The 15,790-nt window shown below is 69.2% G+C and carries 13 protein-coding genes; 5 read left to right on the forward strand and 8 right to left on the reverse strand.

What is annotated here, in order from left to right:
- Window positions 1-136: 136 nt before the first annotated feature.
- Window positions 137-868, forward strand: coding sequence for a response regulator transcription factor (locus tag KPL74_19370; GenBank protein QWT19894.1), 732 nt, complete (start codon window positions 137-139; stop codon window positions 866-868).
- Entirely contained in the window at window positions 868-2,208 is a 1,341-nt protein-coding gene (locus tag KPL74_19375) for a HAMP domain-containing protein (protein ID QWT19895.1), read from the forward strand. Before KPL74_19370 ends, KPL74_19375 begins: the two co-directional genes overlap by 1 nt.
- Here KPL74_19375 and KPL74_19380 read toward each other — a convergent pair.
- A complete protein-coding gene (locus tag KPL74_19380; protein ID QWT19896.1) occupies window positions 2,162-3,949 on the reverse strand; it encodes a GGDEF domain-containing protein in 1,788 nt (595 codons plus the stop codon). The two genes, KPL74_19375 and KPL74_19380, sit on opposite strands and share 47 nt — an antisense overlap.
- 253 nt (window positions 3,950-4,202) lie before the next feature.
- Here KPL74_19380 and KPL74_19385 point away from each other — a divergent pair, with 253 nt between their 5' ends.
- Together KPL74_19385 and KPL74_19390 are read left to right on the forward strand one after the other, a co-directional pair.
- Window positions 4,203-5,387, forward strand: coding sequence for an acyltransferase (locus KPL74_19385; protein ID QWT19897.1), 1,185 nt, complete (start codon window positions 4,203-4,205; stop codon window positions 5,385-5,387).
- A complete protein-coding gene (locus tag KPL74_19390; protein QWT19898.1) occupies window positions 5,384-6,682 on the forward strand; it encodes a cobyrinate a,c-diamide synthase in 1,299 nt (432 codons plus the stop codon). The genes KPL74_19385 and KPL74_19390 overlap by 4 nt, the downstream gene beginning before the upstream one ends.
- Window positions 6,683-6,767: 85 nt before the next feature.
- Here the strand turns inward: KPL74_19390 and grxD are convergent, their stop codons facing one another.
- The 4 genes from grxD to KPL74_19410 all read right to left on the reverse strand — a co-directional run bounded on the left by grxD (window position 6,768) and on the right by KPL74_19410 (window position 10,563).
- Window positions 6,768-7,691, reverse strand: coding sequence for a Grx4 family monothiol glutaredoxin (gene grxD, locus KPL74_19395; GenBank protein QWT19899.1), 924 nt, complete (start codon window positions 7,689-7,691; stop codon window positions 6,768-6,770).
- 83 nt (window positions 7,692-7,774) lie between these two features.
- Window positions 7,775-8,635 (reverse strand): UDP-2,3-diacylglucosamine diphosphatase, encoded by an 861-nt coding sequence (locus KPL74_19400; GenBank protein ID QWT19900.1) that lies wholly within the window; start codon window positions 8,633-8,635, stop codon window positions 7,775-7,777.
- 87 nt (window positions 8,636-8,722) lie between these two features.
- Window positions 8,723-9,319: an SGNH/GDSL hydrolase family protein gene (locus tag KPL74_19405; GenBank protein QWT19901.1), complete on the reverse strand. Its 597-nt coding sequence runs from the start codon at window positions 9,317-9,319 to the stop codon at window positions 8,723-8,725.
- Complete coding sequence (locus KPL74_19410; protein QWT19902.1) at window positions 9,319-10,563, reverse strand: aminotransferase class I/II-fold pyridoxal phosphate-dependent enzyme; 1,245 nt, start codon at window positions 10,561-10,563, stop codon at window positions 9,319-9,321. The genes KPL74_19405 and KPL74_19410 overlap by 1 nt, the downstream gene beginning before the upstream one ends.
- A 118-nt stretch (window positions 10,564-10,681) precedes the next feature.
- Here KPL74_19410 and rsgA point away from each other — a divergent pair, with 118 nt between their 5' ends.
- The gene (gene rsgA / locus KPL74_19415) at window positions 10,682-11,737 is read left to right on the forward strand and encodes a ribosome small subunit-dependent GTPase A (GenBank protein QWT19903.1); all 1,056 of its coding nucleotides are present in this window, start codon (window positions 10,682-10,684) and stop codon (window positions 11,735-11,737) included.
- Here the strand turns inward: rsgA and KPL74_19420 are convergent, their stop codons facing one another.
- The 3 genes from KPL74_19420 to KPL74_19430 all read right to left on the reverse strand — a co-directional run bounded on the left by KPL74_19420 (window position 11,738) and on the right by KPL74_19430 (window position 15,723).
- Window positions 11,738-12,400, reverse strand: coding sequence for a zinc ribbon domain-containing protein (locus tag KPL74_19420; protein QWT19904.1), 663 nt, complete (start codon window positions 12,398-12,400; stop codon window positions 11,738-11,740).
- Window positions 12,401-12,487: 87 nt separating this feature from the next.
- Complete coding sequence (locus tag KPL74_19425; GenBank protein ID QWT19905.1) at window positions 12,488-13,507, reverse strand: spore coat U domain-containing protein; 1,020 nt, start codon at window positions 13,505-13,507, stop codon at window positions 12,488-12,490.
- Window positions 13,504-15,723, reverse strand: a complete 2,220-nt coding sequence (locus KPL74_19430; protein ID QWT19906.1) for a fimbria/pilus outer membrane usher protein — start codon at window positions 15,721-15,723, stop codon at window positions 13,504-13,506. The genes KPL74_19425 and KPL74_19430 overlap by 4 nt, the downstream gene beginning before the upstream one ends.
- Window positions 15,724-15,790: the final 67 nt, after the last annotated feature.

The raw sequence follows: 15,790 nt of genomic DNA on the forward strand, positions 1-15,790 counted from the left end.
GTCAATCTAAGTTGTTGATATTGATGCCTAATTACACACTGTGTCAGTTTCGACACGAAGCCACGTAATGGTGGTCCTGCGCGGGGCGATATCGCAGAATGACGCGAACGGGCCTCGGTCCCTTGCTGGAAACCCCGTGCAACCCGCCCACCTGCTGCTGGTCGAAGACGACCCCGACATCCGCTCGACGCTCGCCGGCTTCCTGCGCGGCAAGGGCTACGTGGTCGACGAGGCAGCGAGCGGCGAGGCCGCGATGGCCTACCTGGACCTGCCGGGGCTCGACCTCGTCCTGCTCGACGTGATGCTGCCGGGCATCGATGGCCTGGAGGTATGCCGGCGCATCCGCGCACGCGGCGGCCCGCGGATCATCATGCTGACCGCGCTGGGCGAGGCCACCGACAAGGTGGTGGGCCTGGAGATGGGTGCGGACGATTACGTGACCAAACCGTTCGACCTGCGCGAACTGCTCGCACGGGTTCGCGCGATGCTGCGCCGGCCCGCGGCCGATGGTGCCCCCGTCGGTGCCGCGACGTCCGTGGATGCCGGTGACGTGGTGCTTCGCTTCGCGGGCTTTTCCTTCTTCCCCTACCGGCGCTTCGTTCGTTCGGCCGCCGGCGTGCGGATCCTGTTGACCGGCACCGAGACCGACCTGCTGCTTGCCCTGTGCAAGCATCCACGCCAGGTGCTTTCGCGCGACGAGCTGATCGCGCTCACCCGTGGCGAGGCCTTCCCCATCTCCGCACGTTCGGTCGACCTGCTGGTGAGCCGCTTGCGCCGCAAGCTGTCCACCACCGATCCGCTGGATAACCCCATCCGCACCATGCGCGCGGATGGGTATGTCCTGCACGCCGATGTCAGCCAGTCCTGATGCGTAACTTCTTCGCAACCACCATCGGTCAGATCCTGGCCATCGTTGCCAGCGCGTCGGCAGCGACGTTCGGGTTGTTCCTGTTGCTGTTGATGCTGCTCTATCCGCACGTGCCACCGGCGCCGCCGTGGCCGTGGCAGGCCGCGTATCGCGTCGAAGCCCTGGTCGATACCTTGCGTGACGTGCCGGCGAGCGACTATCCCGCCCTGCTTGCGGCGCCGCGTGCGCCGATCACCGAAGCGCGCCTGCTCGAAGCGCCGCCGGTGTGCGACGAGCTCACCAACGAGACGCGCGAGCTGGAATCGGTGCTCAACGAAGGCCTGTCCAACGGCAACGGGCCGGCCACCGTGCGCGTATGCAGCGGTGCGCCCGCCGAGACGGCGACCCAGGTGCTGGTACGCATGGGTGACCAGACGCTCGCCCTGCGCACGCATCGCGTGTCGCGTCCCCCGCCGCACCTCACCTTCCCCTTCGTCGGTGCGCTGCTGTTCCTCTGCGTAGGTGTCGCCGCGATGTCGACGTGGGCGGTGTGGCGCGTGGTCCGTCCGCTGCGCCGGCTCTCCGACAGCGCCGACGCGTTCGGCCGGGACATGGCGGTCGAGCCGCTGGCCGAAGAGGGGCCCCTCGAAATCCAGCGCGCCGCCGCTGCGTTCAATCGCATGCAGCAACGGGTGACCCGTGTGCTGCAGGATCGCACCCGCATGCTTGCCGCGGTCGGCCACGACCTGCGCACGCCGCTGACCCGGATGCAGCTCTCGCTGCAGGCCGCGGAGCCCACGCCGGTGCCACTGCATGCGCGCCTCCTGCGCGACATCGGCCACATGCGGGTGATGGTCGATTCCGCGCTGGCCTATCTCAGCGCCACCGCCGAGGTGGAGCCACGCGAGCCGATGGATGTCGCCGCGCTGCTGCAATCGCTCTGCGACGATTACGCCGACGGCGGTGCGGACGTTGGCTACGACGGCGTGGACGAAGCCGTGGCGCCGTGCCGGCCGAATGCGATCCAGCGTGCGATGGCCAACCTGCTCGACAACGCGGTGCAGTACGGCACCGCGGTGCGCGCGCAGGCGGGGACGGATGGCGACTACGTGCGGATCACCATTGCCAACGACGGCAGCGTGATCCCGGCGGACCGGCTGGACGACATCTTGGAGCCCTTCGTCCGCCTCGATCCGGCACGCAACGATCGTCCGGGCAGCGTCGGGCTTGGCCTCTCCATCGTGCGTGACATCGTCGCCGACCACGGCGGCACCCTGGACATCGCCAACCGCCCTGCCAACGACGGCGTGGTGGTTACGGTGTGCTTGCCGCTGCGGGCGCCGGGCGCAGCGTCGCCATGATTGCGCGGTTGCGGCCCGCCGCCTTGGCCGCGTACATCGCTTCGTCGGCCTTCATCAGCAGGCGGTCGAGGTCGTAGCCGAAGGTGCCGGTACAGGCGACGCCGAAGCTCGCCGTCGCCCGTGCGATCGTCCGGTGCTCGGTGGATGGCTCGCCGATCGCCACGCGCACGCGCTCGACCCGCTCGAGCGCCTGCGCCGGTGTCGTCGCCCGGAACAGCACCGCGAACTCCTCGCCACCCAGCCGGCCGAAGACGTCGTTCGCCGCGAGGTGGTCGCGACATTCGGCGACCACCCGCAGCAGCACCCAGTCACCCTCGGCGTGCCCGAAGCTGTCGTTGATCTGCTTGAAGTGGTCGAGGTCGAACAGGGCCAGCGCGATCGGTTCGCGGCTGCGCGATGCTTCCGCGAGCGCAGCCGTGCACTGGTCGACGAAATACTGCCGGTTGCTGATCCCGGTGAGGCTGTCGTGCCGGGCCTGGCGCATGAAGCGGCGTTGCGAGCGTCGCGTACGCAGCAGCCACAGCACGATCGTCGCCGTGAGCGTCAGCAGCATCAGGAAATACAGCCGGTTGGTCTGCGCATCGCGCAGGTCGGCTTCGCGTTGCAGGTGCAGGATCTGGTTTTGTTTGTCGAGGCCATCGGCCTCGAGCCGGCTGGCGCCGAGCTCCTGCTTGACGACCTGGTAGGCGAGCGCACGCGCCGTCACGTCGTCGAGGTAGCCCTTGTCGGCGGCCATGTGCCGTTCCAGCCAGCCGGTCGCCGCACGCCAGTCACCGCGCTTCTTCGCCACCAGGTAGGCCGTCCTGGTCGCGGAGACCAGTGTTTCGGAAAACTCGCCCTGTACGCCGTTCCTGATCGCGGCCATGGCGTGCCGCTCGGCACCGTCGACGTTGCCGACCGCCCACGCGGCGCGCGCCATCAAGGCGTCGAACTGCGCGGTCTGGATCGGGTACTGGTCGCGGACCACGGAGGCGTAGTAACGCTCGAGCAGCGCCGTGGCGGCCGTGGCGTCGCCGCGCGCGATGGCGCTCTCGGCCACGTCCGCGCGCAGCGCGTTCGCGACGAGCACTTCGCCGGCCTTCTGGCAGTCGGCGACCCACTGCACGAACGCCGGGCTGTTGCCGTCCACGCGCCCGCCGCGATATTGCGCATGCAGCTTGACCATGTTCGCCTTGCACGCTTCCGCGGGCGTGACGGCCTCGGCCACGCCGCGGTCCGCGTAGTCGGCGGCGAGGTCGTATTGCCCGGCCGTGGTCAGCATCTGGGCGGCTTCCAGCAGCGCCTGCAGGCGCGCGGGGTGGTCGGTGACGCCCGGCAGCGCGGTGACCATGCCGTTGAGGCGGATGAAGGCGTCCTGGTAGCGGTGGCCGATGCCGAGGATGTTGATCAGCGTCGCGGTCGCGCGCAGTCGCAGCACCTTGCCCGGCGAATGGTCGGCGATGTCTTCGAGCAGGGGCAGGGCCCTGGGATAGTCGCCGCCGTAGGCTACCTGCCAGGCCACCAGGTAATCGAAGTGCGCGCGTGCGTCGGTGGCCAGCGTGTCGCGCACGCGCCCGAGGCGGTCCAGCGTTGCGACGAATCCCGGGTGGTCGGAGGTCTTGCTGGCGTCGATGGTGGCGAGGGTCGCCGCGGCGTCCTCGCCGGGGCGAAGCTGAGCGCGTGCATCGCCGGCGTGGTACGCCAGCGTCAGGAACGCGAGCACCGACAACCAGCGGTGCAACGGGCGGTGTGTCACGGACATGCGTCTGCGCGCTCAGTGACCCGCGCGGTCCGGCATGGACGCGATCTTGGCTTTCTGCACGATGTCCCCCTTTCCCCTCGCACTGGCAGAACCCCCCGGTCCATCCAGCACGTGCACGATCTTAGCGCGGCGTGACCTGGCCGGCGCGCTGGACGACCGGCCTGGCGCGCTGCCTGCAAAGCGCCACATCCCGGCCCTCTAACCGCCGCGAACGCCCCACAACCTGCCTCCACGCTCCCCCTGGAACCGACGCATGACCCGCTTGCCCGGACTGGACACCCTGCGCGCCGTTGCCGTCGCGTGGGTCATGCTCTTCCACAGTTACCTTGTCGGCGGCCTCGGCGAAAACTTTGGCCTGCTCGAGCGTGCCGGCTGGATGGGCGTCGACCTGTTCTTCGTCCTCAGCGGCTTCCTGATCGGCTCGCAGGTCTTCCGTGGGCTGCGCGACGGTGGCTCGCTCGACCTGCGTGCGTTTTATGCACGCCGTGCCGCGCGCATCCTTCCGGCCTTCCTTGTCGTGCTGGGGCTCTACGTGGCGTGGCCGGCCTGGCGCGAAACACCGCAGATGCAGCCGGCCTGGCAGTTCCTCACCTTCACCTTCAACCTGTGGTTCGACGCGCCGGACCGCTACGCCTTCTCGCATGCGTGGTCGCTGTGCGTGGAGGAACACTTCTACCTCTTGTTCCCGCTGCTGGCGCTGCTGCTTGCGCGGCGGATGACGACGCGTCGTTTCGTTGCGTCCTGCCTGCTGGTCGTCCTCGGCGGCATCGTCCTGCGCGGCGTGCTGTGGCAGGCCATCATCGGCCCGCGCATCGGCACCGACCTGCCTGTTGGTCCGCCGTTCCTCCAGTTCCTCTACTACCCCACGTATGCGCGACTGGACGGGCTCGTGGCGGGCGTCGCGCTGGCGGCCTGCGCGGTGTATCGGCCCGTGTGGCTGGCGCGGGCACAGGCGCGTGGCGGCCTCCTGCTGCTCGGTTCGGCCGTGTTGCTCGGCGCGTGCATCGCGCTGTGCGAGGGCCGTCGCCTTGGCTTCTGGCCCAACACCGTCGGCTACCCGCTGATCGCCCTCGCCATGGCGGGTTTCGTCGCTGCCGGCGCCGGCGGCACGTGGCTGGCGCGCTGGCGTATCCCCGGGGCGGGATGGCTGGCCCGCGCGTCCTACAGCCTTTACCTAAGCCACAAGGGCGCCTTCATGCTGGCCGAGGCGGCGATGGGCGGCCGGCTGGATACCAGTCCCGTGCTCCGCTTCATGGTCTTCGTCGTGGTCGTGCTGGCCGTGGGCGCCACGCTGCACTACACCGTGGAACGGCCCTTCCTGCGCTGGCGCGAGCGTCGTTCGGCTACCCTACGTGGATCGTCTCCGGCGCAGGGCAACAGCGTGGCAGTCATCGCAGCGGAGGCCGGCATGCCGGCCACAGGGCAGCTCGAACCGTGACGCGCCATGCGCCCGCGCTGCTGGTTTCCGCGCCTGCATCGGGCCAGGGCAAGACCAGCATCACCGCTGCGCTGGCCCGTGCCCACGCACGACTCGGGCGCCGCGTCCGCGTGTTCAAGACCGGCCCGGATTTCCTCGATCCGATGGTCCTTGCCCGTGCCAGCGGCGCTGCGGTGTACCAGCTGGATCCGTGGATGGGCGGCGAGGACGACGTGCGCTCGCGCCTCTACGCCGCGGCCGGCGAGGCCGACCTGATCCTCGTCGAAGGGGTGATGGGCCTGTTCGATGGCACGCCCTCCAGCGCTGACCTCGCCGCGCGCTTCGGCCTGCCGGTGCTCGCCGTCATCGACGGCTCGGCGATGGCGCAGACGTTCGGCGCGCTCGCCCACGGCCTGGCCACCTATCGCAGCGACGTGCACGTGCACGGCGTCCTCGCCAATCGCGTGGCCGGCGACTACCACGCAGCACTCCTGCGCGAGAGCCTTCCGCCTTCGCTCACGTGGTTTGGATTCGTCCCCGGCGACGTGGCGATGGCCTTGCCCGAGCGGCACCTGGGCCTGGTCGCCGCCGACGAGCTCGGCGACCTCGATGCGCGGCTCGATGGCCTGGCCGATGCATTGTCGGGCAGCCACGCACTGGCGTTGCCGCTGCCCGTCGCCTTCGCACCGGTGGCGGCGGCGTCATCGGTCCACGGGCATGCGCCGCTGGCGGGCGTGCGCATCGCCGTGGCCCACGACGCGGCCTTTTGCTTCGTCTATCCCGCGAACCTCGACGTCCTGCGCGAGGCCGGCGCGTCGATCGTTCCGTTCTCGCCCCTTGCCGGCGATGCATTGCCGCCCTGTGACGCAGCGTGGCTACCGGGCGGCTATCCCGAACTACACATGGACGTCCTCGCAGCGCATGACGGCCTGCGCGATGCCCTGCGTGCGCACGTGGATGCGGGAAAACCGTTGCTCGCCGAATGCGGCGGCCTGCTCTATGCGCTGGAAACGCTCGAGGACGTCGCGGGAAACCATGCACCCATGGCGGGTCTGATGCGTGGCCATGCAACGGTACAGCCACGCATGGCCGCCCTCGGCATGCAATCCGTCACGTTGCCCGAGGGCACGCTACGCGGCCACTCGTTCCACTTCGCGCGCGCCGAGATCGATGCTCCGGCCCTGGCCGTCGCCGTCAATCCATCCGGCGGTCCCACCGTCGAAGCGGTGTACCGTCGCAACCGGATGACCGCGACCTTCATGCATCTCTATTTCCCGTCGAATCCCCACGCCGCCGTGCAGCTGTTTTCTGCATGACCGGTGCGGTGTCCTTGGCGGGCAGGCGACAACGTAAAAAGGGCGCCCCGAGGGGCGCCCTTCTTCGTTTACCCGAGCGCCTGGATCAGTAACGCGGCACGGTCGGGTCGATTTCGCGCGACCACGCATCCATGCCGCCATCGACGCTGTAGATCTGCGTGAAGCCGTGGGCAGCCATGCGCTCGGCCGCGGTGCGGCTGGAGATGCCGTGGTGGCAGATGAACGCGATGGCGGTGTCCTTCGGCAGCGAGGCCAGGCCTTCGTAGCCTTCCTCGTCGAGGATGCGCGCACCGGCAAGCGGAGCGGCGGCCGCGCGGCCGTGGGCCGGGCGGACGTCGACCAGCACCACGTCGCCGGCGGCCAGGCGGTCCTTCAGCTCATGCACGCTCATCGAGGCGATTTCGACCGCGCCCGGGAACTTCAGGCTGAGGCCTTCGCCCTGCACCGTGCTGACCCAGTCGATCACAATGCCCTTGGCGCGCTGCGCACTGCCCGGGTCGAAATGCACTTCGATGCCGCTGGCCACGGTGACGATGTCGTGGTCGCCGGCCGGGGCGAGCTGGAAGCCGGCGCTGTGGTCCGGGCCGATTTCCAGGTGCAGGGCCATGCCCTGGGCATTGGCCATGCCACCACGGATGGCCTCGGCGGCCTTTTCGGTGATGGTGATTTCCGGCGGGGTGCGGTCCGGGGCGCTGGCGCCGAACAGCGTGTACAGCTCACCGCTGGTGTACATCTGGCGGATGATGTCCGAGCCGCCGACCAGCTCGCCCTTGACGTAGAGCTGCGGGATCGTCGGCCACTGGCCGTATTCCTTGATGCCCTCGCGGATTTCCGGGTCTTCCAGCACGTTCACCGTGTGGTACTGGCCGACGACGTCGTTCAGCGTGTTGGTGGCGGCGGCGGAGAAGCCACACATCGGCTGCTGGCGCGTGCCCTTCATGAACAGCACGACCTCGTGCTCGGCCAGGAGGGATTCGATGCGCTCGCGGGTGGGGGTATCAAGGGCCATGGGAGGGGATCACCGCAAAGGAAAGAGGGCCATTTTACTGGCATCCCTCGCAGATGGGCGCTATCAATGTGAAATCAACCCACCTAGGCCGCTTCGGCGGTCAGCCGCGACAGGTCGCTGAAGCAGTCGGCCAACGGGGCGAAGGCCAGCACGGCCTCCGGCGAGGGCAGCACCGTCTCACGGCTGGCGCGACCCAGCGGGGTATAACGCTCGGTCCAGTGGACCAATTCCATGGCCCCGCCGAAGTCCTCGACCAGCGCAGTGCAATGTTCCACCCAGTCGCCGTCGTTGAGGTACAGCACGCCGTCGATGCTGCGCATGTGGCCGAAGTGGATGTGCCCGCAGATATGGCCGTCAAGGCCGCGTTCGGCGGCATCGCTGGCCACGCGCTGCTCGTAGCCGCGGATGTACGCCATGGCCAGGCCGATGTGCGACTTGATGATGATCGACAGCGGCAGGTACGGCATGTCGAGGCGGCGGCGCACGGAGTGCATCCGCCGGTTCGCCCAGCAGATGAAGCGATGCATGGTGTCGCCGAGCAGGGTGAGCCAGCGCTTGCCGATGTGTTCCGGATCGAACTCGTCGCCGTGGCTGACGCGATAACGGCGGCCATCGGCGCCTTCGTGCAGGGCGTCCAGTTCGACGCGGATGCCGGCGATGGTCGAGCCGGCCAGGCCGCGCATCTGGTAATCGTGGTTGCCCGGGATGTAAACGACATCCACGCCACGCGCGGCCATCGCGATCAGTTCGGCGATCACGGCGCTGTGGTCCGGGTGCCACCAGTGGCGCTTCGCGAGGGCTTCGAGGTCGACGATGTCGCCGACCAGGTACAGCGTGTCGCATTGCACGCTGCGCAGGAAATCGAGGAGGTAGGCTGCCTTGCAGTCGGGCGTGCCGAGGTGCACGTCGGAAATGAAGGCGCTGCGACAGGTGAGCTTGGCCATGACTGCGATTCCGGGGTGGTCCCGGGACGCCAGTGTCGAGGCGAGCTGTAACGGCGGCGTGGCGTGGGTGTTGCAGGTTGGTTGCGGTCAGCGCGGAAGCGCTTCTTTGGCCTGGGGGAGGATCCGTTCCACCCAGCGGGTGTACTGGTGGGCGGAGGGGTGCAGGCCGTCGGCGACGACATCGCCGGGGGTGTCGCGGGAGATGCCGGTGATGTCGATCCAGTGCGCGCCTTCGCGCCCGGCGGCGTCTTTCGCGATGGCGTTGTACGCGTCGATCTCGCGGCCGATCGCGGCGCGGTCGCGGCCTTCGGCGAAGGCGGTGACGCCCCAGTCGGGGATCGACACGACCAGCACCCTGCGCGCGGCGCCGGTGAGCGCGATGGCGCGCTGGAGCAGGGCGTGGAACGGTTCGCGGTAGCCGTCGGCAGGCCGGCCGCGGTACTGGTCGTTCACGCCGATCAGCAGGCTGGCCAGCGCGTAAGGCGGCTGGAACGTTTCGCCGTCCATTGCCGCCGAGAGTTCGTCGGTGGTCCAGCCGGTGGTCGCGACGATCCGCGGCGGCTGCACCGGGATGCCTTGCGCGTGGAGGGCAGCGACCAGTTGCACGGGCCAGCGGCCCTGTTCGGGAACACCTTCGCCGATCGTGTACGAATCACCCAGCGCCAGGAACGAGGCGGCCGCCATCAGGCGACCGCGCTGGCGAGCGGCGCGTCTTCGGCCGCCATGCGGCCAAGCACGCGGTCCATGCGGGTGAACACCTCGGCCAGTTGCGCCGGTTCCGGCAACAGGGTGAGGCGCAGGTGCCGGCTCGCATGCAGGTTGAAGCTCGTGCCCGGCACGACGAGCACTTCTTCTTCCTCGAGCAGGCGCAGCGCAAACGCGGTGTCGTCGAAGTGCGCGATCGCATCGGCACGCACCCACGGGAACGCGTAGATGGCACCGCCCGGGGCGACCACGTCGAGGTACGGGCTGGCGGCCACGTTGTCGAGGATGATCCGGCGGGCTTCGTGCAGGCGCCCGCCCGGGGCGGTGAGTTCGCCGATGGTCGGCTTGTCCTGCAGGGCGGGGCGCACGGCCCACTGGGCGGTGACGTTCGCACACAGGCGCAGCGCGGCCAGCAGCTGCAGCGCGTCGCGGTACTCGGCGGTGCGGGCGCGGTCACCGGACAGGCTCATCCAGCCCACGCGGTAACCGCAGGCGCGGTGCACCTTCGACAGGCCACCGAAGCTCACGCAGGGATGGTCGCCGGCCACCGCAGCGAGCGGCTGGAAGGGCGTGCCGTCGTAGAGGATTTCGTCGTAGATCTCGTCGCAAAGCAACAGCAGGCCGTGCTTGCGCGCGACCTCCACGATGCGTTCCAGCAACGCCTTCGGATAGACCGCGCCGGTGGGGTTGTTCGGATTGATCAGCACCAGCGCCCGCGTGCGCGGGCCGACCAGGGCATCGATCTCGTCGGGATCGGGCAGGTGGCCGTTTTCCGCGAGGCAGCGGTAATAGCGCGGGCTGCCATCGTTGAGGATGGTGGCGGCGCTCCACAGCGGGTAGTCCGGGCTGGGCAGCAGCACTTCGTCGCCCGGCTGGAGCAGGGCGCGCAGGGAGATGTCGATCAGCTCGCTCACGCCGTTGCCGATGAAGACATGCTCGGCATCGACGCCATGCGCGCCGCGGGCGGCCTGCTGGGCGACGATGGCGTCGCGCGCCTCTTCCAGGCCCTGTTCGTGGCCGTAGGCTTCGCTTTCGCCGAGGTGCGCCGCGATGGCGCCGCGCAGGTGGGCGGGCGTGGTGAAGCCGTAGCGGCCCGGATTGCCGATGTTGAGCTTGATGATCGGCCGGCCGGCCGCTTCCATCTCGCGCGCGCGCCGGGTGAGGGCGCCGCGGATTTCATAGCGCACTTCCGCCAGGTGCGCGCTGGGCTTGATCGAGGACACTGTCAGGCACTTCCGATGCTTGGCGCCAGGCCCTTTCCCGGCGTCGTCACCCGATCCTAACAGCGTCCGGATGGCCGGGCGAGGCGGATTTCTGGCCGGGAGCGGGCATAATCCCCGCATGACCGACCCCTCGGACCTGGCGCGCCTGCGCCATATCGGCTGGCGCGAAGACGCTTTGCCCGACGATCCACGCCGCCTCGCGCGCGTCGTGGCACAGCATCGCGCGGGCTACGAGGTGCACGACGGCAACGGCGCGTTCAACGCGCAGCCCGCCGGCGTGTTCCTCAAGCGCGGCCTCGATCCGGCCCAGCGTCCCGCCGTCGGCGACTTCGTCCTGCTGGACCGGGCCACCCATCCGGTGATCGAAGTGCTGTTGCCGCGCCGGTCGACGCTGACCCGCGCCGCCGCGGGCGAGCGCTACGAGCGCCAGGTCATCGCCGCGAACATCGATTTCGTGCTCGTGCTCACCGGCCTGGATGGCGACTTCAATCCCTCGCGCATCGAGCGCTACCTGACCCTCGTCGAAGGCTCGGGGGCACGCCCCGTGGTGCTGCTCAGCAAGGCCGATACCGGCGTGGACGTCGAGGCGGCGGTCGCTGGCCTGGTCGCGCGCCTGCCGGCCGACGCCGCGGTGCATGCGATCAACGGCAAGGATCCTTCGACGGTCGCGTTGCTGGCGCCTTACCTCGGCCCGGGCATGAGCGCGGTGCTGGTGGGGTCGTCGGGCGCGGGCAAGTCGACGCTGACCAACACGCTGCTCGGCGAAGAAAAAATGGCGACGGGCGCCGTGCGTGGCCACGACAGCCGCGGCCGGCACACCACGACGCATCGTGCGCTGCTCAGCCTGCCGACCGGCGGCTGCCTGATCGACACCCCGGGCATGCGCGAACTGAAGCTCACCGGCGAAGAAAACCTCGACCTGTTCGCCGACATCGAGGCGCTTGCCACGCAGTGTCGCTTCGCCGACTGCGGCCACGGCAAGGAGCCTGGTTGTGCGATCCAGGCCGCGCTTGCCTCGGGCGAACTGTCGCCGCAGCGCTGGCGCAACTACCTGAAGCTGCACGACGAACGCGAAGAGCAGGCGGCGACGCTGGAAGCACGCCTGCGCCGCAAGGCGGCACCCAGGCCGGGTGGCCGCCCCCGCCGCGGCGGCTGGGATGTCGACACCGACTGACTAGGCGGCGGCCTTGCCGCATTCCGCGCAGAACTTCGAACCCGCAGGCATCTCGTGCCTGCACCCGCCGCACAGCTGCACCTGGTTGAGCGCGGTCCCGCAATCGGGACAGAACTTGCCGCCGCCGGTGGCCGTGCCGCAGGATGGGCAGGCGAGTTGCTTCTCGCTCTTGACGTCGACCTTCGCCGCGTTGGCCATGCCCTGCAGGCGTGCATCCTCGCGTGCCTTCTCGACCAGGCCGGCATGCCGCGCTTCGGCCACTTCCGCCTCGACGCTCGGTGCGCAGCGATGGCACAGGCCCTGCTCGATGGTCCAGCACTTGTCGCAGACGTAGTTGCTGCAACGCGCGCAGCGATGGAAATGCTGCTTGGCCTTTTCGATCGCGTCGCCGAGCGCCTCGTCGCGTGCCGTACCCCAGCCTGCGCGTGCATAGCCATCGGCCGCATCGTCCAGCGCGCTGCCCACGTTGCCCAGCAGGTTGCTGGCGACCCCGCTCAGCCGCTGCAGCCAGCCGGCCGCCTGCGCGCTGCGGTAGGGCTCGAACGGCGAGCGCCAGGTGTCGTTGCAATCTTCGCAATAGAAGTCGAACTGGAACCCCGCGCCGGTGCCGAACTGCTGGCTCTGGTCACGGAAGTTCTTCGCAAAATGCAGTTCCCCGCCCATGGGTATCCTCGTCAGCCATGTCCCCTGTGGGCACCGACGGTACTGCCGAACGATGGCTATTGCCACCGTGGCTCCTGAAAGCACGTCTCAGTAGGTGATCGTGATGGTCACGACGTCGCTGTATGCGCCAGCCGTTGCCGCCGCCTGTGCCGGCAGGCGGCCGTACACGGTGAGCGTCTGCTGCGAGCCGTTGCCGCTGGCGGTCGCCGTGTCGGTATTCAGCGCCGTGCCCCAGCGCAGCGTCCGCTGGCTGTCGCGGTAGAGCTCGTAGGTCACGTATTTCCCCCCGGGGCCGATCATTCGTCGCGTGGTCCCCGTGGCGTTCTGGCCGTTGTCCAGGCCGACCTGGTAGGCCGCGCGGTTGGTGCAGGTGGCGCGGACCAGCGAGGTCTGGTCCGTGGCCGTGCGGAGCAGCCCGTTGACCGAGCCGAAGTTGAGGTCGGTGGCCGTGGCCAGCGTGCACTTGGGCGCCACCGAGGCGGTGACGGTGATCGAAGGGCCGGCCACGGTGGTCGCCGCGACGGTGCCGCCGGCCGTGCAGCTCGCCGGGTAGGTACCGATCGAGAGCAGCGCCTCGTTGTAGCTGTAGGTCAGCGCGTTGGAGGCCGTGCCACCGAGCAGCGTGCCGGTGTACGCGCCGGGCGACAGCGAGATCTGCCCGCTGGGCACGCGCCCGTAGAAGGGCAGGCTGCCCACGAACACGGTGCCGTTGTTGAGGATCGGTATCTGCCCCTGCACGACGAACGGCGCGTAGGTGGGATTGTTGACCACGCCCCAGATCGAGGTGCGGTTGCTGTCCTTGTACAGCCCGTACTGCATGCGGTCGCCCAGCGGATCGAGGATCGTCCGTGGCGCGAAGGCGCCCTGGTCATCCGCGCCGATGCTGAAGCACATGGTGATGTAGCTGCCGAAGAGGATGCCCAGCGCGCCGGAGTACGAGCAGGTGTAGTTGATGGTGCCGCTGGCATCCACGTTGGTCGAGGTGGGGTCGACGGGGCCAAACGCGAGGCCGGTGACGCTGGTGATGCTGCAGATCGTCGTCGCTTCCGCGCGGGGAGCGGCGAACAACGCCGTGCAGGCGAGCAGGAGCAGGGCAAGCCACTTCATGGTGTGCTCCGGCAGGTGAGCGGGCCGAGTTGCGGCAGGTCGCGTGCATGCGCCGGGTAGGTGAGCGTGGCCGTGCAACGCGTGCCGTCGGGCCGGGTCACCCGCAGTTCGGTGCTGCCCTTGAGGTTGTCCATGTAGGCCAGGCCGTCGTAGCCGACCACGGCCGGTTCGCCCGGGCCACTGTCCACGCGCGATCCGACCGGCAACGGCGTGCCGTTGTCGTCGACCAGCGTCGCCAGCGCGGCGCGCACGCGGGTGACCGGGAAATGCACGACCACGCCCGACCGGTCCGCGGGGGCGACGACGCTTTCGACATGCTGCACGCGTTCGTCGGCGGGCAGGTCGATCGGGTCGATCGCCAGGCGATTGTCCTGCCATGCGTTCAGGCGCGAGACCAGCAGCAGGCCGCGACTGTCGGTGACGCCGGTACGCCGGTTTTCCAGCATGACCGGGATATCCGGCGTGCCCGCGGTGTCGACCAGGGCGAAGGCATCGTCGATGCGCCGCGCGGTGAACACGTGGCCGCCCATCAGCACCAGCGCGCCATTGGCATCCACGTACTGGTAACCCGATGGCCCGATCGAACTCGCGCCGACGGTGATCTGTCCGTCGTTGCCCAGCCAACCCGCCTCGGCGAGTCCGCCGCCCTGTTCGCCCGCACGGCCCTGCACATGCCAGCCGAAGCCGCCGTCGCCGTCGATCGGATGGTTGGCGTCCACGACGCCGAAGGTCTGGTTGCGATCGCGCTGCGCGGATGACGTCCAGGTGGTGCGTTCGTCCAGGGCCCAGGTGATGCCGACGAAGAAGCTGCGATCGGCGCGTTCGTCCAGGTTCTGGTTGAGGCTTGCGTTGATCGAGATGCTCCGGCGCAGGTTGCGTAGGAGGAACATGCCCATGTAACGCGACGCGGGCTGGCCGCCGTAGCGCAGGCGCACGTAGTTCACCCCGTAGCTGCCTTCGCCGACATTGAAGCCGACCAGCGCCCGGTCGCTCGCGCGCGGCGGCGCGGAGCCATAGTTCGAGGCGACGTCGCGGAAGCTGGCATCGGCACGCAGCGTGTCCAGCGAGAAGTTCACGATGCGCCCGCTCCAGGAGAAGCCGGCGCCATACTGCGCGCCGCCACTGCGCGAGCGTGCATACGACGCGTTGACCACGCTGGCGCCGAACGGATTCCATACCGCGCCGAGGCCGGTCGTGCCGCGCCCGTCGCCGGCTTCCGCGTGGGTTTCCAGGGTGAGCTTGTCGGTGACGCCGCGTCGCCACGTCGCGCTGCCGATCGGTGCATCGCCGTAGGCGAAGGAATCGATGCCGTAGGCCTCGCGCACCGTGCCCAGTTCCACCGACCAGTCGTCCAGCCCCGCGCGCAACAGCTGGCGCGCGGCGTAGAACGGGAACGACACCGTGCTGGTGCGGCCGAGTGCGTCGGTCAGCACGACCTGGGCCTGGCCGGCCTGGTCCACCCCCGGTACCGCGGTCAGCTGGAACGGCCCCGCAGGCACCTTGCCGCTGTATTGGCGGATGCCATCGACATACAGCTCCACCGACGATGGCGCGGTGGCCTGGCCGAAGAACTGCGGCAGCGGCGTGGTCACCCGATAGGGCTGCAGCGAGAAGTCGGTGCCCACGGCGATCCCGCCGATGCGCGTCGCGCGCGACCACGACGTGGCGCCGGTGAGCGTATCGCCCACCGTCAGTGCCACCGACGAGTCGGGGAAGGAGAGTCGCCACTGCGAATCGAGGCGGACGGTATCGCCATGCCAGCTGCCGTCGCTGTCCTGGTAGCGGCGGGTGATCGACGTGTTGCTCAGCACGCCCTTGTCTTCGCTGAAGGCGCGCAGCTCGGCGAGGGCGCTGACGTTGCCGACGCCACCGCCACGCGACGCATAGACGTCGTAGTTGAGCAGCAGGCCGGTGGCACTGGTCGCTTTCGTCGCCGTGCGTTCGGGCTGGTTGAGCATCTGCCGGGGCAGGTCGAGCCGGCCAGTAGGCACGTCGATGGTGACCCGCTGCTGGGCGACGTCGTAGGTGTAGTGCAGCGAGTCGACGTCGGGCAGGCAGCGCATTTCGTCGCCGGGCGGAAGCACGAAGCCGAGGCTGCGCAGGTCCGCCGCGCTGGCGCACAGCGCTTCGCCGCGACGAACGAAGTGGACGAGGCGTTCGGTGGTCGTGCCGTTGAGCACGACTTCCAGGTACAGGTCTTCGCCCGCGACGCTCACCCGGGGATCCGCCGTAGGCGGCGGTATCGCATCGCTGGCGCGGTCCGTGGCATGCAAGGTGGCGGCC

This window comes from Bacillus sp. NP157, assembly GCA_018889975.1.
Lineage (GTDB): Bacteria > Pseudomonadota > Gammaproteobacteria > Xanthomonadales > Rhodanobacteraceae > Luteibacter.